10 protein-coding genes and 1 riboswitch are annotated in these 11,861 nt (G+C 69.8%); of the genes, 6 read left to right on the top strand and 4 right to left on the bottom strand.

All coding sequences use genetic code 11. The features are described 5' to 3' along the window. Positions 1-35: 35 nt before the first annotated feature. Together EKH77_RS21540 and EKH77_RS21535 are read left to right on the top strand one after the other, a co-directional pair. Complete coding sequence (locus EKH77_RS21540; RefSeq protein ID WP_126915965.1) at positions 36-410, top strand: hypothetical protein; 375 nt, start codon at positions 36-38, stop codon at positions 408-410. Between the two features lie 52 nt (positions 411-462). Continuing rightward, the gene (locus EKH77_RS21535; RefSeq protein WP_240667469.1) at positions 463-1,419 is read left to right on the top strand and encodes an ALF repeat-containing protein; all 957 of its coding nucleotides are present in this window, start codon (positions 463-465) and stop codon (positions 1,417-1,419) included. Between the two features lie 65 nt (positions 1,420-1,484). On the opposite strand, the gene EKH77_RS21530 is transcribed toward EKH77_RS21535, so the two are convergent. Both EKH77_RS21530 and EKH77_RS21525 read right to left on the bottom strand, forming a co-directional pair. Beyond that, positions 1,485-2,990: a SulP family inorganic anion transporter gene (locus EKH77_RS21530; protein WP_126915964.1), complete on the bottom strand. Its 1,506-nt coding sequence runs from the start codon at positions 2,988-2,990 to the stop codon at positions 1,485-1,487. Between the two features lie 100 nt (positions 2,991-3,090). Further along, complete coding sequence (locus EKH77_RS21525; protein WP_126915963.1) at positions 3,091-3,702, bottom strand: carbonic anhydrase; 612 nt, start codon at positions 3,700-3,702, stop codon at positions 3,091-3,093. A gap of 507 nt (positions 3,703-4,209) precedes the next feature. Between EKH77_RS21525 and EKH77_RS33905 the strand changes: the two genes are divergently transcribed. The 4 genes from EKH77_RS33905 to EKH77_RS21505 all read left to right on the top strand — a co-directional run bounded on the left by EKH77_RS33905 (position 4,210) and on the right by EKH77_RS21505 (position 9,979). Further along, the gene (locus EKH77_RS33905) at positions 4,210-4,467 is read left to right on the top strand and encodes a DUF3311 domain-containing protein (RefSeq protein WP_276319236.1); all 258 of its coding nucleotides are present in this window, start codon (positions 4,210-4,212) and stop codon (positions 4,465-4,467) included. After that, positions 4,464-6,095: a monocarboxylate uptake permease MctP gene (gene mctP / locus EKH77_RS21515; RefSeq protein ID WP_126915961.1), complete on the top strand. Its 1,632-nt coding sequence runs from the start codon at positions 4,464-4,466 to the stop codon at positions 6,093-6,095. Before EKH77_RS33905 ends, mctP begins: the two co-directional genes overlap by 4 nt. Positions 6,096-6,275: 180 nt before the next feature. Then, positions 6,276-6,402: riboswitch (cobalamin riboswitch) on the top strand. Positions 6,403-6,560: 158 nt separating this feature from the next. Then, positions 6,561-8,963, top strand: coding sequence for a ribonucleoside-diphosphate reductase subunit alpha (locus EKH77_RS21510; RefSeq protein WP_126915960.1), 2,403 nt, complete (start codon positions 6,561-6,563; stop codon positions 8,961-8,963). Next, entirely contained in the window at positions 8,963-9,979 is a 1,017-nt protein-coding gene (locus EKH77_RS21505; RefSeq protein ID WP_126915959.1) for a ribonucleotide-diphosphate reductase subunit beta, read from the top strand. The genes EKH77_RS21510 and EKH77_RS21505 overlap by 1 nt, the downstream gene beginning before the upstream one ends. Positions 9,980-10,042: 63 nt before the next feature. Here EKH77_RS21505 and def read toward each other — a convergent pair whose 3' ends face one another. Next, on the bottom strand, positions 10,043-10,684 hold the full coding sequence (gene def, locus EKH77_RS21500) for a peptide deformylase (protein WP_126915958.1): 642 nt from the start codon (positions 10,682-10,684) through the stop codon (positions 10,043-10,045). A gap of 91 nt (positions 10,685-10,775) precedes the next feature. Beyond that, positions 10,776-11,768, bottom strand: a complete 993-nt coding sequence (locus EKH77_RS21495; RefSeq protein WP_126915957.1) for a tetratricopeptide repeat protein — start codon at positions 11,766-11,768, stop codon at positions 10,776-10,778. Between the last annotated feature and the right edge of the window lie 93 nt (positions 11,769-11,861).

Raw genomic sequence — 11,861 nt, 5'->3', positions numbered from 1 at the left:
CAAGGGAGAACGCATTGCACCCCCCACATTTCTCGGTGGAAACCTGGTGGATCATTTCCGCCGTCGCGACGGGCGCGTTCTATGCGGTGTGCCTGCCCATGATGGCGAGGCGGCAGCACAAGGTCCGGATGGCTTTCATCCCTCCCGTCACCATCGCATGCCTGCTGGTCGCCGGAGCGCTCCGGGGACACGGAGCAGAAGAGCTGCTTCATATCTATTCGACCGTTGTCCTCATCTTCCCGCTCGCCCTCGTCGGCCGTCGTAAGGAACTGCGGGAGGCGTTGGAGCAGCAGGAAAGAAACTCACTGATGGGGGCGGAAGAGGGCTTGCCTCCCATGAAGCTCTTCGTCCAGATGTGCGCCTCGGTCGTCGTCATGTTTCTGGCGTGGTGCTGGCTCACCTGGGGCTAGGCACCACATCCATTAAAATTTTGATCTTGCTTGAAAAGTAGGTGTACAGCACATGAAGTTGGCCCGTGTTTCCGCGGCCGTCTTGGCCGCCGCACTCACCCCGGCCGTTCTCTTCTCCTCCCCGGCGGTCGCCTCCGACGGCGCCAAGGACAGCGTCAATGCATCCGAGGTCGCCGCGCCGGAGAAGGCCGTCGAGGTGAAGCCGGAAGAAGGCGACGCCGCCAAGAAGCAGGCCGAAGAGGACAAGGTCGCGATTCTGAAGATCCTCGGCGAGAAGAACATCGGCCGCGGTCTCAAGACGCGCGCGGAGAAGGCGCTCAACGGCACTCCCGAGGACATGCGCGCCTTCCTCACCACCGGTCAGTACGCGGGCCGTGACGAGGACAATCGCGTCGCGATCCTGCGGATCCTCGGACTGGGCAAGGACGTCGGCCCGGGCGTTACGGAAGCCGCTAACAAGGCGCTCAGCGGAACTCCCGAGGACCGGGTGAAGTTCCTGGAGACCGGCTACCAGCAGGCCCGGACCGCGGATGAGCGCGTCCGTACCGTGCAGATTCTGAGCGTTGGCGGACCCGCCGTGCGGGAGGCCGCGAAGAAGGCGCTCAAGGGGACGCCCGAGGACGTCCGGCATTTCCTTGAGGTCGGCCAGTTCGAGGCGCGTGCCAAGGACGAGGCCGCCGAGAAGGCCGCCGAGGAAGCCAAGGAGAAGGAGCAGAAGGAAAAGAAGGAGAAGGAGCAGAAGGACGGCGCCGGCAGCGACAAGGGCGGCAAGGACGACAAGCCGTCCACCGGCGACCGCGCCAAGCCGGAGAACGGCGGCGGCAGCGATGCCAAGTCGACGGCCGACGTCGCCGGGAAGCCCGTCGCGAAGGACACGGACCAGGGCGGGCAGATGGCCGCCACCGGTGCCGACGCCGCGCTCCCCTGGGCCGTGGGCGGCAGTGCCCTCGCCCTCGCCGCCGGTGCGGGCATGGTCCTGACGGCCCGGCGGCGCCGCGCCACCAGCTGACCGGCACGGCACCCCAGTGAACGGGCAGGGGGGAGGGGCGGAGCGCCGCCCCTCCCCCCTTTCCGCTATCCCCGTCCTGCGGATATGAGTCGCGGTTCCCGCACCCCCACCTCGCCGCGCTGGGCCGCCCAGCCCTCCAGGGCCGTGCGGCACGCGTGGTCCAGGTGGCGGACCTCCGACAGGTCGAGTTCGACCGGGCGGTTCTGCGGGAGGGCCTCCAGGGTTTCCAGCAGGCGGGGGAGGCGGAGGAAGGTGGCGTTGCCGGTGATCGTCACTACCAGGCGGCCGCCGGTGAGCTCGTGGGTCTCGACGTGGACGTGCGAGACCTCCCACGCCGTCTTGACCACCGCCAGCAGCAGCCCCAGCACCACGCCCTCGAACATGCTGGTCGTCACGATCGCGATCGCCGTGGCCGCCAGTACCAGCGCCTCGCCGCGGTGCTCCCGCCACAGCGGGCCGATCTCCTTGACCGGCACCAGCTTGCAGCCCGCGTGCACCAGGACGCCCGCCAGTGCGGCCAGCGGGATGACACCGATCGCGGCGGGCAGCGCGACAGCGAAAATCAGCAGCCACACGCCGTGCAGCACTCGGGAAAGCGATGTCTTGGCGCCCGCCTGGACGTTGGCCGCGCTGCGGACGATGACGGCGGTCATGGGCAGGGCGCCCAGGGCGCCGCAGACCGTGTTGCCCACGCCCTGGGCAAGGAGCTCCTTGTCGTAGTGGGTGCGCGGGCCCTGGTGCATGCGGTCGACCGCGGCGGCGCTGAAGAGGGACTCCGCCGAGGCGATGAGGGTGAAGGCCAGGACCGTACCGAGGACGGTGACGCTGCCGAGCGAGGTGAGGTCGTTGAGGCCCGGGGGCTGAATGGCGTCGGTGAGGCCCTTGACCTCTACATGGGCGATGTCCAGACCGGCGGCCGCGGTGACCGCCGTGGCCGCGGCGACGGCCACGAGCGGGGCGGGGACCAGCCGCGCCTTGGCGGGCAGTCTCCTCCACAGCACGAGGACGGCGATCGTGCCCACGCCGACCGCGCACGCGGTCAGCCGGCCGCGGTCGGTCACCGCGTCCGCCACCAGGCCCGGCAACCCCGCGATCTTCGCGAGACCCGAGCCCGGCTGCCGGGCGCCGGCCATGGTGTAGAGCTGACCGAGGACGAGCACCAGACCGATGCCCGCGAGCATGCCCTGGACGACCGCGACCGAGATCGCGCGGAACCAGCGGCCGAAGCGCAGCGCTCCCAGGGCGAGTTGGAGCACGCCCGTCGCGAGCACGATGACGCCCAGCGCGCCCAGGCCGAACTCCTTGACGGCCTCGAAGACGAGGACGGTCAGCCCGGCGGCGGGCCCGCTGACCTGGAAGGTGCTGCCCGGCAGGGCGCCGACGACCAGGCCGCCGACGATGCCCGTGATCAGGCCGAGTTCAGCCGGTACGCCCGAGGCGACGGCCACGCCCACGCACAGCGGGAGCGCCACCAGGAAGACGACCAGGGAGGCGAGGGCGTCGCGGCGCAGCGCGCCACGGTCGTTCTTGAAAGGGGTGAAAGAGGTGAAAGAGGTGAGGGTGGAGAGCATGAAGGTGGGGTTCCTTGTGGGGTGCTCGAATCGGGGACGCTCGAATCGAGGGACGCTCGAATCGGGGGACGCTCGAATCCGGGGCGCTCGATGGGGCCGCTCAGAGCGGCCCGAACGTACGGCTGCCGCCGCCGGGCCGGTACGCACGGACCGCACCCGTGTGCACCTCGTAGTACCAGGCATGGAGCGAGAGCAGTCCTTCCTCGATCCGTTCGCGTACGCACGGATACGTGCGCAGCCGGTCGAGCTGGGCCACAGCGTGCCGCTGGACGGCGTCGGCGAGGTCGGCGAGACCAGCGCGACCGGCGTCAAAGGGCGCGCCGGTCGTCTGTGTCGCGAGCCAGTCGCGGACGGCGGGGGCGGCGGAGAGGTCGTCGCCCTGGACGAGGGCGCTGATCGCGCCGCAGTGGGAGTGGCCGCAGACGACGATGTCGCGGACGCCGAGGACGCGCACGGCGTACTCGATGGTGGCGGTCTCGCCCATGGGGCGACCGCCGCCGTACTCGGGAACGATGTTGCCGGCGGTGCGGAGTTCGAAGAGTTCCCCGGGCCGGGCGCCGGTGATGAGGGAGGGGACGACGCGTGAGTCGGAGCAGGTGATGAACAGTGCCTCCGGCGACTGGCCGGCTTGGAGGGCACGGAAACTCTCGGCGCGTTCGGAGTCCGCGACGTGGGCCGCGAAGGAACGGGCGTGGGCTATGAGCGACTTCATGATGGGCCTGCCTCCTGCGCCCGTGACGCGTGTGGGGACGCGCCGGGCACGGTGTGGTCGGGTCGGATCAAGAGCGACGGACACCGGGGGCCCCGGTGTCCGGATGTGGCGTGCCGGGGCCACTGCTTCGGGGCGCACCGGCTGCCCGGGCCCGATTCTGCCCGGCCGCCACGACGAACACTTTACCTGCGCATTACCCGCCGATGACAGCTTGAAGTTTCGTCAAATACTGGACAACCCGGGCCGACGCAAGGCGACTTGACGCCATATGAACACGGCCCGCCATCAACCCACCGTCCGGACGATGGGATTCCGCCCGTACCTCTGCTGGTGTTGCCATTCCGATATCCGGAAAGGGGGTGACGCCCGGAGGGGCCCTCACCTAGATTTCCAGCGCATTACCGCAAGTGATCGCACAGGGGACGGAGTCACCGCATGTCGGAACCACCCGAGCATCCACCCGGCCGCACGGCCGCACAAGCCTCCGCGGACGGCCATAAACCACTCTTGACCGTAGGCAACCCGGTCTTGACCGTCCCGCTGATCGTCGCGGGAGCGTGCCTCGCCATCCCCTTCGTGGCGATGCTGTGGGTGGACTCCTACGCCCGGCTCACCCCGGCCCTCATCGGCATCCCCTTCTTCTACTGGTACCAGATGCTCTGGGTGCTGGTGTCCACCCTCCTTACGGTCGTCGCCTACGTCATCGTGCGACGACGTGAGGAGACGGTGCGGCGGGAGCGGCACGCGGGAGGTGAGGAGGAGTGAAGGACGGTGTGAACGGCGTGGCGCTCGCCGTCTTCCTCTTCTTCTTCGTCGTCGTCACGGCCATGGGCTTTCTCGCCGCCCGCTGGCGAAAGGCGGAGAACGCCGACAGCCTCGACGAATGGGGACTGGGCGGCCGGTCCTTCGGCACCTGGGTCACCTGGTTCCTGCTGGGCGGGGACCTCTACACCGCCTATACGTTCGTGGCGGTGCCGGCGGCGATCTACGCGGCGGGCGCGGCCGGCTTCTTCGCCGTGCCGTACACGATCATCACCTATCCGCTGGTCTTCACCTTCCTGCCCCGCCTGTGGTCGGTGGCACACAAGCACGGCTATGTGACGTCGTCGGACTTCGTCCGGGGCCGGTTCGGCTCCCGGGGCCTCTCCCTCGCCCTCGCGGTGACCGGGATCCTGGCCACCATGCCGTACATCGCGCTGCAACTGGTCGGCATCCAGGCGGTGCTCGACGTCATGGGCGTGGGCGGCGGCGAGAACGCCAACTGGTTCGTCAAGGACCTGCCGCTCCTCATCGCCTTCGGCGTGCTCGCGGCCTACACCTACTCCTCCGGGCTGCGCGCCCCCGCGCTGATCGCCTTCGTCAAGGACGCGCTGATCTACATCGTGATCATCGTGGCGATCATCTACATACCGATCAAACTGGGCGGCTTCGAGAGCATCTTCAGCAAGGCCGGCGCGGCGTTCGCGGCCGAGAATCCCGCAACGGGCAAACCACGTGGTTCGCTGGTGCCGGGGGCGGACGCCCAGTGGTCGTACGCGACGCTGGCGCTCGGCTCGGCGATGGCGCTCTTCCTCTATCCGCACTCGGTGACGGCGGTCCTCTCCAGCAGGAGCCGCAATGTCATCCGCCGGAACACCACCATCCTTCCCCTCTACTCCCTGATGCTGGGCCTGCTGGCGATGCTCGGCTTCATGGCCATCGCCGCCGGGGTGAAGGTGAAGAACGGCCAGCTGGCGATCCCCCAGCTGTTCGAGGACATGTTCCCGGACTGGTTCACCGGCGTGGCCTTCGCCGCGATCGGCATCGGCGCCCTCGTGCCGGCGGCCATCATGTCGATCGCCGCCGCAAATCTCTTCACCCGCAACATCTACAAGGACTTCCTCAAACCGGACGCCTCACCCGAACACGAGGCGAAGGTGTCCAAGCTCGCGTCCCTGCTGGTCAAGGTCGGCGCGCTCGTTTTCGTCCTCACCCTGGACAAAACGGTCGCCATCAATTTCCAGCTGCTCGGCGGGATCTGGATCCTCCAGACCGTGCCCGCGCTCGTCGGCGGTCTCTTCACCCGCTGGCCCCACCGCTGGGCGCTGCTCGCGGGCTGGGCGGTCGGCATGACGTACGGGACGTGGCGGGCGTACGCCACACCGAGCGCCACCCAGGATCACTTCGGGAACACCAACCTCATCCCCCTCATCGGCGAAAAGGGCTATATCGGGCTCACCGCCTTTGTCCTCAACGTGATCGTCGTCATCGTCGCGACCTTCGCCCTCAGGGCGCTGAAGGCGCCCGACGGCGTGGACCTGACCCGGCCCTCGGACTACACGGCCGACGCCGGTGACCCGGGCGTCCGCGCGGAGCTCCCGCCGGCCACCGCAGGGGCCCCCGGCGGCCACTGATCCGCCGCTCCCGGGACCACCGCCCGGGGCCCCTCCGGAGGGCCGCCACATCCCCGTCCAGGGGGCGTGGCGGCCCTCTTCTCTTGCCCTGCCAGGGACGCCCGTTAGCACATTCCGCGACCGCTTCATGACGCGACGACACAACATGTGGGGGCGCGTGCGAGGCCCGGCACTAGATGTATGCTCGTCTCCGCTGTCGTCGCAGGGGAATCCGGTGGAAATCCGGAACTGTCCCGCAACGGTGTATGTGTGCGCATATACCCAGCGCACCTGAAGTCCGACGACCTGCCGACAGCGCGCCCACCACCGAGCCTGCCCCGGCTCGGCCATGGGCGTTGAATTCGTCCGGGCCTCGCGGGTTGGGCCGATGGACGCCTACGAGGCATGCCCTGGTGCAAGAGGCATGCGCGTGCGCGCTCATCGCTCTCCCGCCCGGCCCACCCAGCCGAGCGAGGGAGAGCCTCAGTGACCATCGCGCCCGCAGATCCGGCTTCAGCACCGGTCTCAGCGAACGCGGAAGCGACCGGCGGCCCCGGGACCGCGCTCCTGCGCACCCTGACCGACCTCACCGCCGACCTTCCGGCCACCGACCCGGGCAAGGTCGCCGCCGCCGCGCTGCGCGGCCGCAGCGCCGCCGCGGACGACGCCGAGCTGCGCTCCCTCGCCACCGAGGCCGCCGCCGGCCTCATCGCCGAGGAGCCCGAGTACTCCAGGCTCGCCGCGCGCCTGCTCACCCTGGCCATCGCCGACGAGGCGGCCGGCCAGGGCGCGACCTCCTTCTCCGCCTCCGTCGAGGTGGGGCACCGCGAGGGCCTCATCGCCGACGAGACGGCCGCCTTCGTACGCACCCACGCCGCGCGCCTGGACGCCCTCGTCGAGGCCGCCCTCGCCGACGGCGCGGACGACCGCTTCGGCTACTTCGGCCTGCGCACCCTGCACAGCCGCTACCTGCTGCGCCACCCGATCCACCGCGACGTGATCGAGACCCCGCAGCACTTCCTGCTGCGCGTCGCCTGCGGCCTCGCCGAGGACCACTCCGAGCGGGCCCTGGACGACGTCGCGGAGCTCTACCGGCTGACGAGCACCCTCTCGTACCTGCCGTCCTCCCCGACGCTGTTCAACTCCGGCACCCGCCACCCGCAGATGTCGTCCTGCTACCTGCTGGACTCCCCGCTGGACGAGCTGGACTCCATCTACGACCGCTACCACCAGGTGGCGCGTCTGTCGAAGCACGCGGGCGGCATCGGCCTGTCGTACTCGCGCATCCGCTCGCGCGGCTCGCTGATCCGGGGCACCAACGGTCACTCCAACGGCATCGTGCCGTTCCTGCGCACCCTCGACGCCTCCGTCGCCGCCGTCAACCAGGGCGGCCGCCGCAAGGGCGCGGCCTGTGTCTACCTGGAGACCTGGCACGCCGACATCGAGGAGTTCCTGGAGCTCCGCGACAACACCGGTGAGGAGGCCCGCCGCACCCACAACCTCAACATCGCGCACTGGATCCCGGACGAGTTCATGCGCCGCGTCGAGACGGACGCGGACTGGTCGCTCTTCTCCCCCGCCGACACCCCGGACCTGGTCGACCTCTACGGCGACGAGTTCGACGCCGCGTACCGCGCGTACGAGGCGGCCGGCAAGGCCGTCAAGACCATCCCGGCGCGCGTGCTCTACGCCCGGATGATGCGCACCCTCGCGCAGACCGGCAACGGCTGGATGACGTTCAAGGACGCCGCCAACCGCACGGCCAACCAGACGGCCGAGAAGGGCGCCGTCGTCCACTCCTCGAACCTCTGCACCGAGATCCTCGAGGTCACGAACGACGGCGAGACCGCGGTCTGCAACCTGGGCTCGGTCAACCTCGCCCAGCACCTCGGCGCCGACGGCGAGATGGACTGGGAGAAGCTCGACCGTACGGTCCGTACGGCCGTCACCTTCCTCGACCGCGTCGTGGACATCAACTTCTACCCGACCGAGCAGGCCGGCAGCTCCAACAGCCGCTGGCGCCCGGTGGGCCTGGGCCTGATGGGCCTCCAGGACGTCTTCTTCCGCCTGCGCCTGGCCTTCGACTCGGCCGAGGCGACGGCCCTGTCCACCAAGATCTCCGAGCGGATCATGCTCGCGGCGTACGAGGCCTCCGCCGACCTCGCCGAGCGCCACGGCCCGCACCCGGCCTGGGAGGCCACCCGCACCGCCCGCGGCGTGCTCCACCCGGACCACTACCCCAACGCCGTCTCCGCGTGGGAGGACCGCTGGGAGGCGCTGCGCGCCCGCATCGCCGCGGTCGGCATGCGCAACTCGCTGCTGCTCGCCATCGCCCCGACGGCGACCATCGCCTCCATCGCCGGCGTCTACGAGTGCATCGAGCCGCAGGTCTCCAACCTGTTCAAGCGCGAGACGCTCTCGGGTGAGTTCCTGCAGGTCAACACCTACCTGGTCGAGGACCTCAAGAAGCTCGGCGTGTGGGACCGCGCCACCCGCGAGGCCATGACCGAGGCCAACGGCTCGATCCAGGACATGAAGTGGATCCCGCAGGACGTCCGCGACCTGTACCGCACGGCCTGGGAGATCCCGCAGCGCGCCCTGATCGACATGGCCGCGGCCCGTACGCCGTACCTGGACCAGAGCCAGTCGCTGAACCTGTTCATGGCGTCGCCCACCATCGGCAAGCTCAGCTCGATGTACGCGTACGCCTGGAAGCAGGGCATCAAGACGACGTACTACCTGCGATCCCGCCCGGCCACCCGGATCGCCCGCGCGGCCTCCGCCTCCACCGGCGCCGCCACCACCATCCCCGTGCAGCAGGCCGCGCCCGACGCGGACGCCATCGCCTGCTCCCTTGAGAACCCCGAGTCCTGCGAGGCGTGCCAGTAATGTCCACCGAACGCCAGAAGAACCTGCTCGACCCGGGCTTCGAGCTGACCCTGCGCCCCATGCGGTACCCGGACTTCTACGACCGCTACCGCGACGCGATCAAGAACACCTGGACCGTCGAGGAGGTCGACCTCCACTCGGACGTCGCCGACCTCGCCAAGCTGTCCCCGGGTGAGCAGCACATGATCGGCCGCCTGGTCGCCTTCTTCGCGACCGGCGACTCGATCGTGTCCAACAACCTCGTGCTGACGCTGTACAAGCACATCAACTCCCCCGAGGCGCGCCTGTACCTGTCGCGGCAGCTGTTCGAGGAGGCCGTGCACGTCCAGTTCTATCTGACGCTGCTCGACACCTACCTGCCCGACCCGGACGACCGCGCCGCGGCGTTCGACGCGGTGGAGAACATCCCCTCCATCCGCGAGAAGGCCCAGTTCTGCTTCAAGTGGATCAACGAGGTCGAGAAGCTGGAGCGCCTGGAGACGAAGGCCGACCGCCGTCGCTTCCTGCTCAACCTGATCTGCTTCGCCGCGTGCATCGAGGGCCTGTTCTTCTACGGCGCCTTCGCCTACGTGTACTGGTTCCGCAGCCGCGGCCTGCTCCACGGCCTGGCGACGGGCACCAACTGGGTGTTCCGCGACGAGTCCATGCACATGGACTTCGCGTTCTCCGTCGTGGACACCGTCCGCGAGGAGGAGCCGGACCTCTTCGACGACGAGCTCCAGCAGCAGGTCACGGACATGCTCAAGGAGGCCGTCGAGTGCGAGCTGCAGTTCGCCCGCGACCTGTGCGGTGACGGCCTGCCGGGCATGAACACCGACTCCATGCGCGAGTACCTGCAGACCGTCGCCGACCAGCGTCTGCAGCGCCTGGGCTTCCCGCCGGTGTTCGGCTCGGAGAACCCCTTCTCCTTCATGGAGCTCCAGAACGTCCAGGAGCTGACCAACTTCTTCGAGCGCCGCGCCTCCGCGTACCAGGTGGCGGTCGAGGGCTCGGTCTCCTTCGACGACGAGTTCTAGCCACGACATGCCGAAGGGCCCGTACGGAACACGTTCCGTACGGGCCCTTCGGCGCGTTGAAGATCAGTCGTTGGAGACGACCTCGTACCGCGGCGTCCCCTCCGCCATCTGCCGCAGCGCGTCCTTGCGGTCGCGCTTCGAGAGGCGGTCGATGTACAGGTAGCCGTACAGGTGGTCCGTCTCGTGCTGGAGGCAGCGGGCGAAGTAGCCGGTGCCCTCGACGGCGATCGGGTTGCCGTGCATGTCCTGACCACGCACGACGGCGTAGTCGGGACGGGCGAGGGCGGCGTAGGCCGTCGGCACGGACAGGCAGCCCTCGTTGGAGTCGTCCAGGACGCGGCGGTCGGCCGGCAGGTCGTCCAGCACGGGGTTGATCACATGGCCGACGTGGCGGACGCCCTCGTCGTCGGGGCAGTCGTAGACGAAGACCTTGAGGTCGACGCCGATCTGGTTGGCGGCCAGGCCCACGCCCTCCGCGGTGCGCTGGCTGGCGAACATGTCGTCGATCAGCTGCGCGAGCTTCTCGTCGAACTCCGTGACGTCCTGGCACTCCTTGTGGAGGACCGGGTTGCCGACGACGGTGATCGGCCGGGAGGTGCCCCGCTCGCGGTGCGCGAGCTCGCGCTCCTCGCAGTCCTCGGTGTCCACGATGAACTCGCTCTTCGGCTCGTCGTTCACCGACTGCTCAGTGTCTTGCTGCGACATCTCCGCCGTACGCCTCTCTCACAACCCGAAAGCAATATTTTGCCCTGAACCCACGGGGCCCCATACAGGGTACGGGGGCCGGGGCGGGACCTCAGCAGACCTCTTCGAGATCCCGCCACTCGCGGGTGTCGGGGCTGTCGGCGACCCAGCCGTCCAGCAGGCCGCGCACCAGGCCGGGCGGGGCCGCGATGCCGCACTCGCGCTCGGGCACCCACAGGGAGCCGGAACCGGAGCCGGCCGTGCGGTGGCCGAGCGGGCCGGGGTGGCCGGGCTCGCTGTGGTCGTGGGGGTCGAGGTGCTCGCCGTCGCCCTCGTCGCTGGGCATCCGGCTCTCCGAGCACGTCCGGCACAGCAGGCGCACGGAGGAGGACCAGTCCTCCGCCGCGAAGCCCGCGTCGGCCGCGAGCCGCTCCAGGGCGTCCCGGTCGGCCTCGGTGGCGGCCTCCAGCAGCACGACCCAGGTGGGGACGGGCGAGGGGGCCCACAGCTCGATCTCGTCGAAGACCGGGAAGGCGGGCCCGGCGGCGGTGACGCGCTCGCCGTGCGGGACGCCGTCGTGCAGCACGACCTCGCCCCAGCGGCGGCCGGAGGACGGCAGCGGGATCGAGAGCACCTCGATGCGCGCCGGGTCGAGCCGGCGGCCCCAGACGACCTCGGCCTCGCCCTCCGGGGAGAGCCGCACGGCCGCGCTGCCCAGCTCCATGCCGACGGGCTCACCGGCCGGGCCGCCCTCGCCGGGCACCTTGAGGCCGTAGGCCTGCCAGGCGCGGCGGGCCAGCGGCCAGTCCTGGAGGGCGGTGGCGGCGATGCCCACGTTCCACCAGTCCGGCGCGCCCGCCTCACGGTCGAGCAGGGCCACCGCGCGGAGGCCGGCGGCGCGGGCCTGTTCCCAGTCGTGCCGGAACTTGTGCAGCAGGGCGAGGTTGAACCACGACTCGGAGAGCCACGGCTCCATGTCGGCGGCCCGCGTCAGCAGCGCGCCCGCGTCCTCGTACCGGCCGTCGCCGATGAGCGTGAAGGCACGGTCGGTGGCCTGCCGCCACGAGGCGGAAGGCCGGTGCCGTACCCTGCCGAAGATCCTCACGATTCCCGCCTGCCGGTTTCTGCGTGCGACCACGCCGGATGGACCGGGTGGCGACCGCCGTCCTCCCCGACGACTGCCCGCCACACCCCATGG

The organism is Streptomyces luteoverticillatus (assembly GCF_003970715.1).
In the GTDB taxonomy this organism is placed as follows: domain Bacteria; phylum Actinomycetota; class Actinomycetes; order Streptomycetales; family Streptomycetaceae; genus Streptomyces; species Streptomyces abikoensis.
Note: the sequence above shows the minus strand (reverse complement) of the source record. Positions and strands in the feature narration are given on the sequence as shown.